The 14314-nt window shown below is 54.9% G+C and carries 13 protein-coding genes; 4 read left to right on the top strand and 9 right to left on the bottom strand.

What is annotated here, in order from left to right:
- Positions 1–28: 28 nt before the first annotated feature.
- Positions 29–748 carry a FadR/GntR family transcriptional regulator gene (locus tag Q3F21_RS02975; RefSeq protein ID WP_340249975.1) on the top strand — a complete coding sequence of 240 codons (720 nt, stop codon included), beginning with the start codon at positions 29–31 and terminating at the stop codon, positions 746–748.
- Positions 749–795: 47 nt separating this feature from the next.
- On the top strand, positions 796–1605 hold the full coding sequence (locus Q3F21_RS02980) for an Fpg/Nei family DNA glycosylase (protein ID WP_340249976.1): 810 nt from the start codon (positions 796–798) through the stop codon (positions 1603–1605).
- An 8-nt stretch (positions 1606–1613) separates the two neighbouring features.
- Here the strand turns inward: Q3F21_RS02980 and Q3F21_RS02985 are convergent, their stop codons facing one another.
- Entirely contained in the window at positions 1614–2519 is a 906-nt protein-coding gene (locus Q3F21_RS02985) for a GNAT family N-acetyltransferase (RefSeq protein ID WP_340249977.1), read from the bottom strand.
- A gap of 206 nt (positions 2520–2725) precedes the next feature.
- Positions 2726–3121 (bottom strand): YkvA family protein, encoded by a 396-nt coding sequence (locus Q3F21_RS02990; RefSeq protein WP_340249978.1) that lies wholly within the window; start codon positions 3119–3121, stop codon positions 2726–2728.
- A gap of 209 nt (positions 3122–3330) precedes the next feature.
- Here Q3F21_RS02990 and Q3F21_RS02995 point away from each other — a divergent pair, with 209 nt between their 5' ends.
- Complete coding sequence (locus tag Q3F21_RS02995; RefSeq protein ID WP_340249979.1) at positions 3331–3975, top strand: thiamine diphosphokinase; 645 nt, start codon at positions 3331–3333, stop codon at positions 3973–3975.
- Between the two features lie 524 nt (positions 3976–4499).
- On the opposite strand, the gene Q3F21_RS03000 is transcribed toward Q3F21_RS02995, so the two are convergent.
- From Q3F21_RS03000 to Q3F21_RS03025, 6 genes are all read right to left on the bottom strand, one after another.
- Positions 4500–4802 (bottom strand): hypothetical protein, encoded by a 303-nt coding sequence (locus Q3F21_RS03000; protein WP_340249980.1) that lies wholly within the window; start codon positions 4800–4802, stop codon positions 4500–4502.
- A 594-nt stretch (positions 4803–5396) separates the two neighbouring features.
- Complete coding sequence (locus tag Q3F21_RS03005) at positions 5397–6110, bottom strand: uracil-DNA glycosylase (RefSeq protein WP_340249981.1); 714 nt, start codon at positions 6108–6110, stop codon at positions 5397–5399.
- Between the two features lie 253 nt (positions 6111–6363).
- Positions 6364–7830 (bottom strand): sigma-54 interaction domain-containing protein, encoded by a 1467-nt coding sequence (locus tag Q3F21_RS03010; protein WP_340249982.1) that lies wholly within the window; start codon positions 7828–7830, stop codon positions 6364–6366.
- A 32-nt stretch (positions 7831–7862) separates the two neighbouring features.
- The gene (locus tag Q3F21_RS03015; RefSeq protein ID WP_340249984.1) at positions 7863–9071 is read right to left on the bottom strand and encodes a trans-sulfuration enzyme family protein; all 1209 of its coding nucleotides are present in this window, start codon (positions 9069–9071) and stop codon (positions 7863–7865) included.
- Between the two features lie 870 nt (positions 9072–9941).
- Positions 9942–11660 carry a GMC family oxidoreductase gene (locus Q3F21_RS03020; RefSeq protein ID WP_340249986.1) on the bottom strand — a complete coding sequence of 573 codons (1719 nt, stop codon included), beginning with the start codon at positions 11658–11660 and terminating at the stop codon, positions 9942–9944.
- Between the two features lie 14 nt (positions 11661–11674).
- Positions 11675–12415 (bottom strand): gluconate 2-dehydrogenase subunit 3 family protein, encoded by a 741-nt coding sequence (locus tag Q3F21_RS03025; RefSeq protein WP_340249988.1) that lies wholly within the window; start codon positions 12413–12415, stop codon positions 11675–11677.
- Positions 12416–12572: 157 nt separating this feature from the next.
- On the opposite strand from Q3F21_RS03025, the gene Q3F21_RS03030 reads away from it, so the two are divergent.
- Complete coding sequence (locus Q3F21_RS03030; RefSeq protein WP_340249990.1) at positions 12573–13280, top strand: hypothetical protein; 708 nt, start codon at positions 12573–12575, stop codon at positions 13278–13280.
- 190 nt (positions 13281–13470) lie between these two features.
- On the opposite strand, the gene Q3F21_RS03035 is transcribed toward Q3F21_RS03030, so the two are convergent.
- On the bottom strand, positions 13471–14310 hold the full coding sequence (locus Q3F21_RS03035) for an alpha/beta fold hydrolase (RefSeq protein WP_340249991.1): 840 nt from the start codon (positions 14308–14310) through the stop codon (positions 13471–13473).
- Between the last annotated feature and the right edge of the window lie 4 nt (positions 14311–14314).

The following is a 14314-nucleotide window of genomic DNA, read 5'->3' on the forward strand; positions in this document are numbered from 1 at the left end:
TCAGCACAAGGTAAAGGATGGAAGTACATTGCCAATTCAGCAAATATCAAGCAAAAAGATATATGAAGTCATCACTGACGAGCTTAAGCAGATGATCCTGGAAGGGCAGGTAAAGCCCGGGGACAAACTCGATTCTGTCCAGACGCTGGCGGAGAAATTCCAAGTCGGACGCTCTGCGGTCAGAGAGGCATTGAGCGCCCTGCAAGCGATGGGTCTGGTGGAGATAAAGCAAGGCGAAGGCACCTTTATCCGCAAGTTTGAAACCTCCAGCCTGACCGCCCCCCTCTCTACCATCCTGATGGGCACCGATGATATCCTGGAATTGCTGGAAGTCCGCAAAATTCTGGAAGTCGGCAGCGCCGGTCTGGCTGCGCGAAAATGGGAGGAAGACGACCTGAATGCGCTCAAGCAGGCATTGGACGACATGCGGGCAGGCGCTGATTCGGAAGAAGCGAGCGAGCAGGCCGACATCGACTTTCATCAGGCGATTGCGCAGGCGAGTCACAACCGTCTGTTGATCGACATGATGAAAACGATCTCCGGAGCCATGACAAAGAGCATGCGAAACACCCGCAAAATGTGGCTGTTTGGGGAAAAATCGAGCACGGAAAGACTATACGAGGAACACGCGCTGATCTACAAGGCGATCCGCGAGCGCGACGCCTTGATGGCGCAGCAAAGGATGCTCCACCATCTGCTGAAAGTGGAAGACGTGCTGCTGAACCGCCTGGAGCTGGGCGACGAGTAGCGCCGCACTGGGGATGGAATGAGCGGACGACTGGGGGGACATAATCAATGCCGGAACTGCCGGAAATGGAGACCTATCGCAGACTGCTTCAGCAGCGTTTGGCCGGGCAGGCGAATACAGGTGTCAGCATTCAGCGCGAAAAAACGATCAATATGCCGGCCGCTGCCTTTGAAGACCAGCTGATCGGCAATACGTTCACGGCTATCGAGCGCAGGGGAAAGCACGTATTGTTCCGGCTTCAATCAGGCTCCGTACTGTTGCTGCATCTCATGCTGGGCGGGTTTCTGTACTGGGGCACCGAAGAGGACAAGCTCGAACGAACGGCACAAGTGACGATCTCGGTGGGGAGCCACCTTCTCTACTTTCACGGGCTGCGCCTGGGGTATTTGCATCTGCTGTCGCGGGAAGAAGCGGAACACCGGTTGGCCGCGCTCGGTCCCGAGCCGCTCGACCCTTTGCTCACCGCCGAGAGCTTTGCCCGCTTGATGCAGAAAAAGCGCGGCGTTTTGAAAGCCGCGCTGGTCGATCAGCATGTGCTTGCCGGCATCGGCAACTGTTACGCCGACGAGCTTTGCCATCACGCAGGGCTCCTGCCGCTCCGCCGCATTCCTTCCCTCCGCCCGGAAGAAGGGACGAAGCTGTTTCACTCCATGCAGGCAGTCCTCCGCGACGCCGTGGAGCGCGGAGGCTACATGGAGACGCCGCTTTTTCGCGGAGACCGTCTGACCGGCGGCTACAATGACCACTGCCGGGTGTACGATCGGGGAGGCGAGCCCTGCCCGCGCTGCGGCCATGCGATTACGCGGGACGAGTGGTCATCCCGCAAGGTGTTCTACTGCACGGGCTGCCAGCAGTAAGCAGCTTTTCAGCTTTTCCCCTCCATTTGGCGGACCATGAACACCTGCTCGGTCCCCGACGAGGCAAAACCGGCTTGCTCCAGCACGCGCAGAACCGTTTCCTGGGAGGCTGGGAAATTAAAGGTTCCCCTGCGGCACGTATAGTCGAACGGCGCATAGACATGTGCCAGCGCAAACCGGACAATCTCCTCCGCATCCTCGCGATCCGGCTGGTACGCGCATTGTCGCAAGGTGATGGAGGCGAGCTTTCCCTCCTCGTCCCAGGTCCGTTTATACAAGGCGTAGGCGACCGTCTGGCCCGTGTCATCCTCGACAAACGCCGCTTCGCCATCGCGAAGGCCTTGCCACTGATTCTGCCAGGGGGTGCTTGCCGGGTAAAAGGAAAGCGACGCGGCTTCTTGCGGAACGCCCCTGCGTATCCGGTAAGGGAACGATGCCGGATCTCCAAACGGATGCTCGATGGCAAACGCTTCGTTATGCTGCCAGAACAAGAGCTTGTCGATCACTTCATAGCCGAGCTGCCGGTAGAGCGAAATCGCCTTGTCGTTTTGACTGACCGCCTCCAAAGTCGCCAGCTGCACCTCCGCTTCCCGGTACAATGCAAGTGTCGCTTCCATCAAGCTTTTGGCCACACCCTGACGCCGGTACTCTGTCGCCACTCCGGTGCCGCCGTTCCACGCCACCTTCTTTCCGCCAACCGTCCTGACACCGCTTGCCACAAGTCCCACCGGTGCTCCGTTTGCAAAGGCAACGACTGAAAGCGAAGCCGTATAGCCTTCCGTTCCCAGCCTTTGCATCAGGCTCTCCACCGTCATGGCGACAGGGAAGTAGTACCCCTCGAATCCCCTGTTCCAGGCTTCTGTAATTTCGGATAGCGTACACTCCGGAAAACGTTTGATTGTAATCGTGGACACGGGTAATCACCCTCCGTCTTTTTAGTAAAAAGCTCGACTTCGACCATCCTTTGAAGAGATTCTGAATGGATGCAGGAAACAAGGAGCAGGAACGGTCTTCTTTCGATAAAAAAATTTTAATTGATAAATTTCAAAAATTCAATCATGTAGTTTGTTTGCGAGTAGACATGCAACCGCGAGCTAGGACGAGCAGGCAGCCGCTCCGCCTACTCGTCCTTCTTGTTCTTCAGCTTCTCGTCGATCTCGGCAAGGTCGACCAGCACTTCCGGTCCAAACCAGTCCGTCAGCTTGCCTCGGGCCTTTCCTTTAACATCGTCATCGATATACACAGCGACCATCAGCAGGGCCCCGATCAGAGTCGTCAGGTCATCTCCATATCCCACGACCGGCGTGATATCCGGCACCACATCCAGCGGAGTGATGAAGTAACCCAGCGCCCCTAAAATGACCGTTTTCGCCCACGCCGGCGTTTTTGGATTTTGCAGGGCGTAATAGAGCAGCAGCGCTACGTAAACCACTTTGCCCCCCGCTTTTTTGGCGAACTTCTTCACTTTGTCCCAAAAGGATTCTTCTGAGTACACCTTCGGATATTGATCGGACATGCTCCCGCCTCCCCTCGTCATTTCTCTTGCTGGTAAAAGTATCGTAGTCCTTTTCCGGCATAGAAAGCAAGCGGGAAGCGTTGCCTGCCGGACCTGTCTCTTGGCCGCCCTGCATGGTAAGATAAAGAATGATGCTGTCAAGCTTGGCCGGTCAACTGGCAGATTCCTTTCCTTTGACAGCCGCGAATTCACGTAAATGAGGGAACATCATGGAGAAATCGTCCAAAATCATACTGTTTGCAGGGGGAAATCTGGGCAGTTGGGCTTTGGAAGAAATACACGAAGACGACTTTTTGGTCGGAGTCGACCGCGGTGCGCTATTTTTGATCCAAAACGGGCGGCGGCCCCATCTTTCCATTGGCGACTTTGACTCGGTCACATCCGATGAACAGGAGGTTATTCGCCAAAACAGCGAGGAGATGCGTTCCTGCGACCCGGTCATGAAGGATTTGACCGATACGGAAATGGGATTGCTCTGGGCACTGGAGCAGCATCCGGCTGAGATCGTCCTGGTCGGGGCGCTTGGCTCCCGATTCGACCACACGCTTGCCAATGTGCAGCTGCTGTCAAAGGGACTGAAAGCTGGCATCCTTTGCCGAATCGTGGACGAAAAAAACCAGATCATGCTCGTCACTAACCGGACTGTTCTTCGGAGAAGCGGGTTTTCTCACGTCTCCCTGCTGCCTCTCACGGAGACAGTCAGCGGGATTACCCTCTCCGGCTTTCAGTATCCGCTGGACAAAGCGACACTTCGCATGGGCGACACGCTTGGCATAAGCAATGTGCTGATTGCGGAAACGGGGACGGTTTCAATCGAGGACGGCTGCCTGATCGTGATTCAGAGCATGGACTAGGAATGAAATCTCCCTGACTGCTTGAGATCCGGGCTTCTTAAAAGGGGCTGCGGGGGAGAGAAGCCTGTTTCCATTCTCCGCTCCGGTCTTCGTCCTGCAAGGAAGCAGAGACTGTCCGCTCCGCAGTAATCCCGAGGGAATCGCAAAACGGCGCGCAACTCCGAAGTGAATTCATAGGTTGCGATTCTGTTTCCTCGGGATCACTGCGCAGCTGGGCTGGACTTCGCTAGTCGCTCCGACTGGAAACAGGCTTCTCTGGCGAGCGGGTCTGCTTCTGCGAGCTTTTAAAGCATGCGGGAGGTTTCAGGATGCCAGAGGCTCGTGGCAAGCCTTAAAAGCAGACAAGAATGCCTTCGCTAATAAATGTAAGCCCTCTTCGCAAGCAAAACTCTATCAAAACCGTTCGGGCGCATGTCCGAGCGGTTTTTTTGATGCAAACCGACAGCTGTAGAGATGAAAAAGGAGAAAACGGCGATGGTCTTTGGGACGCCCCCCAGGCGGAATGGAAAAAGCAAAACACGCCTTTAGCGTCCAACTCTGATACGCTTCCTCGAGTCCGCTGCTTTTGGACGCGGTTTTGCTTTTGGAATGCAGCCGGACAGCCCAGCTACCGCGCAGTGTCCCACCGAACCTGGAGCCGTTTTCTCCTTTTTCATCTCCTCCACCAAAGCCTGTTCCACCACCAACACAGGAAAGCGGCTGCGGTGGGGAGAAGCCTGTTTCCAGTCTCCGCTCCGGTCTTCGTCCTGCATAGAAGTAGAGACTGTCCGCTCCGCAATGATCCCGAGGGAATCGCAAAACGGCGCGCAGCTCCGAAGTGAATTCATAGGTTGCGATTCTGTTTCCTCGGGATCACTGCGCAGCTGGGTTGGACTTCGCTAGTCGCTCCGACTGGAAACAGGCTTCTCTGGCGAGCGGGTCTGCTTCTGCGAGCTTTGAAAGCATGCGGGAGATTTCAGGATGCCAGAAGGCTCATGGCAAACCTTAAACTCTGTAAGCTGCCAGCAATACCTTCGCTAATAAACAAAGACACTCTCCGCAAGCAAAACTCTCTCAAACCGTTCAGGCGTATGCCCAAACGGCTTTTTGATGCAAACCGACAGCTGTAGAGATGAAAAAGGAGAAAACGGCGATGGTCTTTGGGACACCTCCCAGGCGGAATGGAAAAAGCAAAACACGCTTTTAGCGTCCAACTCTGATACGCTTCCTCGAGTCCGCTGCTTTTGGACGCGGTTTTGCTTTTGGAATGCAGCCGGACAGTCCAACCTCCTCGCAGTGTCCCACCGAACCTGAGCCGTTTTCTCCTTTTTCATCTCCTCCACCAAAGCCTGTCCATCCACCAATAAGAAAGCGGCTCCGGTGAGGAGAAGCCCGTTTCCAGTCTCCGCTCCGGTATACGTCCTGAACGAAAGTATGAAAGCTTATGAACGAGCCGCAGCCGTCCCGCCGACCTCCAGCTCCGCCTGCAACGGAAGCTGCCAATCAATCTCCTTCATCCCTTGCGAGCGCAAAAACTGATTAGCCCGCGAAAACGGCCTGCTGCCAAAAAATCCGCGATTGGCCGAAAACGGGCTCGGATGCGGCGAAGCGATGATGTGGTGCTTGCGCGTGTCGATAAAAGACGCCTTTTCCTGCGCATGCCGTCCCCACAGGATAAAGACCAGCGGCGTTTCCCGGTCGTTCAGTTCGGCAATCACGCGATCGGTGAACATTTCCCAGCCTCGTCCTTTATGGGAGTTCGGATTTCCGCCCCGTACCGTCAATACCGTGTTGAGCAGGAGCACCCCTTGTTTGGCCCAACTCACCAAGTACCCGTGCTGCGGAATTGCGCAGCCCAAATCGCTTTGAAGTTCCTTGTAAATATTTTGCAAGGAAGGCGGCGGCGTCACTCCCGGCTTGACAGAAAAGCTGAGCCCATGCGCCTGACCGGGACCGTGATACGGGTCCTGACCGAGAATGACGACCTTGGCTTCCCGGTATGGTGTAAAATGGAGCGCATTGAATATATCGTACATGTCAGGATAGATCGTCTGGTTCTGGTATTCTGTTTTCAGAAATTCACGAAGCTGGATATAATACGACTTTTCAAACTCATCCACCAACATCTCCGCCCAATCGTTACGCAAAATAGACATGTTATGCACCTGACCTTTTCTCGTAGAGCTTTCTTCTATCATACCTTCTTCTATATTGCCAGAAAAGAGACCGGGAAAAATCATCCCGGCACGAAAAAGGCATCTTTTCTCCATGATCAAGCATTATGGCAAAAAGCAGCGCTCCCCAAAGGACGCTGCTTTTTAGTATTGCAGTTTTTTCTTCTCGCGGTTTCGCTTGTGAAACAGAGCAGGAATATATCATTTCCCAATCTAGCGTTTTTCTTCCCCGCGATCAGATCAGCCGATGCTTCTCCAGCTTCCTGTATAGCGTGGACAGGCTGATTTCCAATTCCTCGGCAATCCTCGCCTTGTCTCCTCCCCATCTGGGCGAGCGAAAATACCGCTCCAAAATATCCCGCTCATACCTGGCCACCATATCCTCCAGGCTTACACAGGCCGCCTCGCCCCTCGTCTGCCCGAGCGATCCCGGCAATTCCGGCTGATCCAAATATTCGGGCAGATCATCGGGCCTAATTACCGTATCTTCGGCCATATTGACCATGTATTCGATCGCGTTCTCCAGTTGTCTGATGTTTCCCGGCCAATCATAGCTGTACAGACGCTCCAGCAAAAGCGGATCGATTTCTACCCTTCCTTTTTGCAAAAGGGCGCCATACTTGTTCAAAAAATGCCGAATGTAAAGCGGGATATCCTCCCGCCGCTCCCGCAGGGGCTGCAAGCGGAGCGGAATGACGTTCAACCGATAGTACAAATCCTCGCGAAAGGAGCCTTCCCGGACCATGCCCTCCAGATCGCGGTGAGTAGCTGCGACGACTCGCACGTCCACGGCGACAGGCTTGATGCCGCCTACCCGGTCCACTGTTCGCTCCTGCAGCACGCGAAGCAGCTTGGGCTGCAAGGAAAGAGGAATATCCCCGACCTCGTCCAAAAAGATCGTACCCTTGTGCGCCAGCTCGAATTTTCCCGGCTTGCCCTCGCGTCTCGAACCGGTAAAGGCTCCGCCCTCGTAGCCGAACAGTTCGCTCTCCAGGAGCGTTTCCGGGATCGCCGCGCAGTTTACGGCGATAAACGGATGAGCGGCACGGTTGCCCTCGCTGTGAATCGCGCGAGCCAACAGCTCCTTGCCCGTCCCGCTTTCGCCGCGGATCAGCACCGTAGATATGCTGTCTTTTACTTTTTTCGCCTTGCCGATGACGCTCTGCAACCCGGTTTCCGCACCGATCAGCTGGGCAAAATAGACCGCCTGGCCCCAGTCTCTTGGCAGCTCCTCCTGGATATGGCAGCCTTGTCTGCGCTCTTCCTCCAGCTCCAGCAGCTTGTGCTCGATCAAAGCGCTGGTATGGTGCAAAAACGTCATCAGCTTTTCCGAGTGCTGCAGCATCTTCTCTTTTTGTTCGGGCAAAAAGCCGATAATGCCGATCACGCCGACCGTTTTTTCCCGTTTGTGCACAGGAAACCCGATCGTCGCCAGCTCCCGGCACTGCAGCAGAAACTTGCAGTTCATGCATTGGGATTCGTTCTTTTTCATGTCGTAAATGATCCCCGGCTGCCCGGTTTGCAAAATCATCCGAAAAAACGAACCCTCCGGGGCTGGCAAACCGATCAGATCCCGATAATAGCCGGTGCCGCTGACCCGGATGCCCTGTTCATCGAGAATGGTGACATCCAGCCCCAGCACCTCGGCAATATTTTCCGCGTACCCCTGAATAAATGTCCGGATGCGTGAAAATTCCGTCATGCCCGACCTCCCTGCCATTTCCCCGTAAATCGCTATACGCCGGCAGACATGTGATTCACAAGCGGCCGCAGGGCCTGCTCCAGATCGTCGATAATGTCCGACACGTCCTCCAGCCCCGTCGACAACCGGATCAGCCCCTCCGTTATATGAAAGGCTGCCCGTTCCTGGGGCGGAATGGAGAAATGCGTCATCGACGCCGGATGCTGAACCAGCGTCTCAGGATCTCCCAAGCTAAACGATATCATAGCCAGGCGCAGTCCGTTAATGAAAGTTTTGGCTGCTTCATATCCGCCCTTTACCTCAAACGAAACGATCCCGCCCATCCCGCTCATCTGCCTTTTGGCCAGTTCGTGCTGCGGATGCGAAGCGAGACCCGGATAATACACCCGCTCGATCGCCGGATGCGTATCCAGAAACCGGGCTATCGCTTCTGCGCTCTCGCAGTGCTGGCGAATCCGCAAGCCCAGTGTCTTGAGCCCGCGCTGGATCAAAAAAGCATCCCAGGCGTTCAGATTTTGTCCCAGATCGCCCATAATGTTTTTCCGGATAAATTGAACCGCGTCGCGCTTGCCGACGATAAAGCCGGCGATCACGTCCCCGTGGCCGTTCAAGTACTTAGTCGCGCTGTGTACGACCACATCGGCCCCCAGGTCCAACGGCTTTTGCAGGTACGGCGTCATGAACGTATTGTCGACGATGACCGTTAGCCCGCGCTCTTGGGCTGCTCGGGACAGCTCCCGGATATCGAGGATGGTCAGGCATGGATTGGAGGGCGTCTCCAGATAAAGGACCCGCGTGTTCGGTTTGATCGCCTGTTTCACAGCAGCAAGGCTGGTGCAATCGACAAAGTCGACCTCGATCCCGTAGCGAGGGGCAAGCGAAGTCAAAAATTTATGGCTGCCGCCGTACACATCCTTGGTGCAAACGACGTGCTCACCCTGTTTCAAAAATGCGAGCAACGCTCCCGAGATCGCCGCCATGCCGCTGCTGACCCCCAAAGCTGCTTCACCGTTCTCCAACGCGGCGATTTTCGTCTCCAGAGAAGCAATCGTCGGGTTCCCGTAGCGGCCATAGTACGTTCCTTCCTTGTCTCCGGCTACGACTGCCGCGGCGGCATCCGCGTCCGAGAACGCATAGGCCACTGCCGGCACCACTGCCGCAGCCACAGCCCCCGTCTTTTCGCAAGGCTGGTGACCGGCATGGATCAACGCTGTATCCATCTTCCATTTTTTTGCATCCACGATCTTTCTTCCCCTCACATGTTTGTTTCCCTTTTACTTTTGCAAGGATTGTGCCAATTCAGGAATTGTTGCTCGTGAGTAGCCCTTCGCCCCCCAATCCCCCGATTTTCCGCATGAACACGGTCCTTTCCCCTGCAAGGAGAAGAAAGCAAACGATTTCCTACATAAAGTCTCCAAGGTTCTACACCGTTTTTTTCTCATGTTTGCCAAAGATTTTAGCAGAAGTGACAATGCAGAATAGGGAGGGGGAATGGGGAGTGGGGAGTGTGGAATGAAGCATGAAAAGTGAAAAATGAAAAGTGTAAAAGCTTTAGGGTTTTTGGGTTTTTGGATTTTAGAGACTTTAGAGACTTTAGGATTTTGTACTTGTCACTTGAAATATTCGCATCTTGACGTGCTAGAATGCTCAGTATTTGAGTATTTACGCATTTGAATACTTAAGCACTTGAGGGCTTGGCACGAGCTTGGGGCATTGTGTCCTCTCATGCTGGCATTCATACTGACTCCTCCGACTTTGCTATCATCAAACCGCCAAAAGACAACAGCTGTAGAGATGAAAACGGAGAAAAACGCGAAGGTCTTTGGGACACCTGCCCAGGCTCCATTCCAAAAGCGGAACACGCTTTTAGCGTCCAACCTCTGAGATGCCCCCCTGAAACCGCTGCTTTTGGACGCGGCTTGCGCTTTTGGAATGGAGCCGGACAGTCAATCCCGAGCAAGTGTCCCACCGAACCTGGAGCGTTTTTCTCCGTTTTCATCTCCTCCCCCCAAGTCCGACCTAACGGCTTTTACAAAACAAAAAAGCAGGGAAGCATCCAAAGACGCTTCCCACTGCAAAAAGCCTGTCCACCCGAAAGAAAGCACAAATAACTAAACCAACAGCCCCCCGCTGCCTTTCGCGTACTTCGCAATCCCCTCTGCCGCCCGATAAGCAAGCGCCCCCACCGTATCTGTCGGGTTGTACCCGCTGTTGTGCGGAAAAGCCGACGCCCCGACGACAAACAGGTTTTCCACATCCCACATCTGCAAGTAGTTGTTCACCGCCGAAGTGTCAGGCGAAGCCCCCATGATGACACCGCCCGTATTGTGAGTGGACTGATACGGCGTAATGTCGTAGGGCCCCAGCTCCCGTCTGACATCGATGTGGGTCGCTCCCATCTCCTTCAAAATCTGCCCGCATTTGTCCGCCGTAAACGCAGCCAGCTGGCGGTCCTGCTCCTCGAAATCAAAGGTAATGCGCATCAGCGGATCGCCGAACACGTCCCGGTATGTCGGATCGAGATCGAGGAAGTGGTGCCGGAAGGGCATGGACGCCCCATGGGCGCCGACCCCGAGTGCCCGGTTGAAATACTTGAGCGACGCTGCCTTGTACTCCCTGCCCCAGTTCGGTGTACCCGAAGGCACCGGATTGTTGGCGATCGGGCGCTGCCCTGTCTGCGAAAAGCTGATGCTCGCGCCGTGCAGGAATTTCAGATCGGAGTGATCGAAGTTGTCGCCGTTGTAATCGTCCAGCGTCATGCCGAGAGCGCCTGCGCCTGCGTACAGATTAAATTCCTTGTCTTCAAAGAAGCCTGTCGCTCCCCCGCGAATGACCTGGTACGAATAATTTTTTCCGATGACTCCTTTGCCGGTGGCCGGGTCGTACGGACGGCCCAGCTTGGACAAAAGCAGAAGACGGGCGTTATTGAACACGTAGCTGGTCAATACGACAATATCGGCCGGCTGCTCGAATTCCTCTCCGGTCGTCACATCGGTGTACAGAACGCCTGTCGCTTTGTACCCGGTATGTAAAATTCGTCGCACATAAGAATGGGTCCGGATCTCAAACTTGCCCGTCTTTTTCGCTATCGGAATGACCGTTACGACCGGATCGGCTTTGGCGCCGTACTCACAGCCGAACCGCTCGCAGTACCCGCAATACTGGCAGGCAGCCCGGGATACGCCATCCGGATTGGTGTACTGCTGCGACAGGTTGGCAGATGGCATCATGTAAGGGTGCAGATTCAGTTTTTTGGCCGCTTCGGCAAACAGCTTCATCGCCGGCGTCTGCTTCATCGGCGGCGTGGGATAGGGGCTGGACCGCTTGCCAGCGAGTGGATTTTCCTCGCCGGAAATGCCCGCCGTCTTTTCAAACCGGTCGTAGTACGGCTCCATCTCCTCATAGGTGATGCCCCAATCCTGAATCGTCATGCCTTCGGGAATTTTCTTCTCGCCGTACCGCTCGATGGTCTTCGTGCGAATCTCGAAATCATACGGAAAAAAACGGAAGGTCTGTCCATTCCAGTGAACGCCGGCTCCGCCCAATCCCGTCCCCATCAAAAAGGAACCGTAGCTCCGCATCGGCAGCGCCCTAATCCGCGTATTGCTTCGGAAGGTGATCGTTTCCTTGGACAAATCCTGCATCAGCTCGTAGCGAAGGGCGTAACGCAGTTCATCGTGGACCATGAAATAGTCCTCGGTTTTCCGCTCTTTCCCACGCTCCAAACCTACTACGGTCATACCTTGCTTCGTCAACTCCGAGGCGATGATCCCTCCGCCCCAACCAACTCCGACAATCACGACATCTACTTTGGGCAGTCTTCTGGGCATGTCCTATCCCCCTCCTATCCGTGCTGATGGTCTCGCAAGCTTTTGGGTTCCATTTTGACAAATTGGTCCTGCTCGATGACCTGGGTGTAAGCCATTTGGTTCCCCGGGTATTTTTTCAGCCTCCAGCCATCCATGTTTTTGTTGCCGCCGTAGAGCGGGTCGGCGTAGATTCCTTCCATCGTGCTGGCACGCAGCATTTTGAAGAAGCCGCTGGCCGAGATGGTGGTCAGCTTCACTTCGTCGGCTTCAAAGGCTTTCAAAACGGCATCCTGCTGATCTGCCGGCAATTCGTAAAAACGCTTCCCGTATTTCGCCGTACTATAGTTGTTCATTTCCTGAATCCCGATATCAAAAATTTCCCGGCGTTTCAACCGTCCTTGGTACCCTTGCGTAACTTCCCCCGGGTAAAAGGGGCCTTGCATGTAATCACGGGCATTGAATCCCCAATCCCCTGCCAGTTGGTGGTCAATAAAATAGGCTGCACCCAGGGTTCTCGCTCCCGGGCCGTTCTCATCCTCGGGGAAAATTCTTTCCGTAGCCGCGTCAATCACCCGAAATTGCTCCGGGGAGAAATACATCAGAGCCTGATTGAAGTCGGCAGGCGCAGGAGCTGCTGCAGGTGGGGGCGGGGTCTGTGTCCTGAGCAAGCTCCCCGCCACACCGCCTACTACCAGACCGCCCAGAACCAAGCCGGAGTTTTTCAAGAATTTCCTTCTTGAAACGGCTTGTTCTTGTTCTTCGTTTGTCTGTGCCAAAGCTACCACCTCCTGAATGTATATCTTTTATGTGTGCAATTCTTCGGCAAAATAACCATTTTTTCCAAATAAATTTCCAATGGCCGGCATCAATAAATAGGCAATAATCGGCAAATCATATCGGTAGCTGGTAAACACATAACTGGAGGGATTATGGATGCGGATACGTAGAATGATCAGCGGGATCGCTGCCGTTTGCCTTTTGGCCGCATGCGCCAACCAAGCGACACCGGGTCAAGGAGGACAAAATCAGGGAACCGCGAATCAGGGAGCACAAACCCATTCCATGCATCAGCAGGCTGCTCCCGGACACGATCACACTACCGTCATTCCCAGTGTGGACCGGGACAAGAAGCTGACCACCAATCAGCATGGCGCAACAAACAGCGGCATGGGGACAGCGACTTACAGCAGAATAGGCAGCTCCGGCCTGGATGACGGAGGACCTTCGAGCAATCTGGAGTCTCGCCTGGCAGCAGCGGGAGTCAACGGAGTAAACGTTTTGGTCGTTCACGATTGCGTCTTCCTCGCTCCCGCAGACGGAAAAACCCTTTCCACCAACTCCATGGACGAGACGCAGAACCATCTGCTAAGCCCCTATGAAGGAAGCTCCTACCGCGGACCTCAGCGTCCGACTGACAAAATCGGCACGATGGGCGCAAGCGCTCATACACATACGCTGTCAAAAGCCAAGGATCAGATCGAACGGATTTACGGGGGCGGAGTAGAGATTCGCACGGTCACCAATCCGCAAGCGATCTCCGCCATGGAGCGGATCAAACAAGAAACAAAAGCGGGAAAAGGACACGCGAACATCGCAAAAGACATGGCCCTTCTGTTCCGCTCCGCTTCCAAACAGCCGTAACCTGACTTGATTGAAGAAAACTCGGCTCCTCAAGCGATTGAACGGCATTGGGACTTAAAGAGCGCTGGTTTTGCTCTGTGGGCCGGTCGCTCTGTGCGCCGGTCGATCGATTTTGCCGTGTTTATCTTTCCGAGCGCGCAAAGGAAAAAGGGACAAGCCGGTCTGGTAATCCAGTCAGCCTGTCCCTTTTCTAACGGACAAACGATATGATTCCCTCCACTGTCTCCCGTGGATGGGTGAGCATCAACAAATGCTGCGCATGTGGGATTTTTTGGCAAATGGCATGTGGAACCTTTTGCCTGTATTCGGCAGCCGCCGTCTGAAAAAAGCGCTGCTGCGTCTCGCCGGACAGCGTCATTTCGTCTGCCAGCAGCAGCAATACCGGGCATTTCAGCGCGGCAAACAAGGCTTCCTTGTCAAAAGTGGCATATGCCTGAAAGTAGCCGTCAAACGCTTCCCGCGGAAGCCGGTAGCCGTAAGCTCCGTCTTCCTTTCGCTCCAGCTCGCTCTCAGGCAAGGACGAGGGAATGCCGTCCTTGCCGTAGCGGACGGCATAGTACTCTCCCGCCGCTGCTATCGCAGGAAACCGGGTTTCAGCCAGCCTGTCCACAGTAGACGCTCTGTCAAAGCCAGGCAGCTCCCGCAAGCTGTAGAAACCGCCATCCAGCAAGATCAAGTGTGCGACTCGCTCCGGGAAGGCTGCCGCAAACATTTGCGCCGGGACGGCTGAGAAGGAGGCGGCAGCGATCGCCGCTTGTCCGACCTCCTCCGCATCCAGCAGAGCGCGGATATCCTCCACGATCTGCTCGAACGTATAAGGCCCTTGTTTGACCGATTCCCCATGTCCGCGCAGATCGACCGCAATCACCCGGTAGCGCTTTGCCAGCTCCGGAAGGATATTGTCGAATAATCGGCTGGTGTTTCGAATGGCATGAAGCAGCAGAAGCGCGGGCGCCTCTGTTCTCCCCGCAACCGTATACGCCAGCACCAGTCCGTTTTTCTCCAGACGCTTTCTTTTTTGCTCGGCCATGGCT

This window comes from Brevibacillus borstelensis (assembly GCF_037834415.1).
GTDB classification, from domain to species: domain Bacteria; phylum Bacillota; class Bacilli; order Brevibacillales; family Brevibacillaceae; genus Brevibacillus; species Brevibacillus borstelensis_A.

What these genes read in the sequence shown, in the direction of transcription:
- Q3F21_RS02980 (WP_340249976.1), top strand. Translation starts at nt 796, where the DNA reads ATGCCGGAACTGCCGGAAATGGAGACCTATCGCAGACTGCTTCAGCAG.
- Q3F21_RS02990 (WP_340249978.1), bottom strand. Translation starts at nt 3,121, where the DNA reads ATGTCCGATCAATATCCGAAGGTGTACTCAGAAGAATCCTTTTGGGAC.
- Q3F21_RS02995 (WP_340249979.1), top strand. Translation starts at nt 3,331, where the DNA reads ATGGAGAAATCGTCCAAAATCATACTGTTTGCAGGGGGAAATCTGGGC.
- Q3F21_RS03000 (WP_340249980.1), bottom strand. Translation starts at nt 4,802, where the DNA reads ATGAATTCACTTCGGAGCTGCGCGCCGTTTTGCGATTCCCTCGGGATC.
- Q3F21_RS03005 (WP_340249981.1), bottom strand. Translation starts at nt 6,110, where the DNA reads ATGTCTATTTTGCGTAACGATTGGGCGGAGATGTTGGTGGATGAGTTT.
- Q3F21_RS03010 (WP_340249982.1), bottom strand. Translation starts at nt 7,830, where the DNA reads ATGACGGAATTTTCACGCATCCGGACATTTATTCAGGGGTACGCGGAA.
- Q3F21_RS03020 (WP_340249986.1), bottom strand. Translation starts at nt 11,660, where the DNA reads ATGCCCAGAAGACTGCCCAAAGTAGATGTCGTGATTGTCGGAGTTGGT.
- Q3F21_RS03030 (WP_340249990.1), top strand. Translation starts at nt 12,573, where the DNA reads ATGCGGATACGTAGAATGATCAGCGGGATCGCTGCCGTTTGCCTTTTG.
- Q3F21_RS03035 (WP_340249991.1), bottom strand. Translation starts at nt 14,310, where the DNA reads ATGGCCGAGCAAAAAAGAAAGCGTCTGGAGAAAAACGGACTGGTGCTG.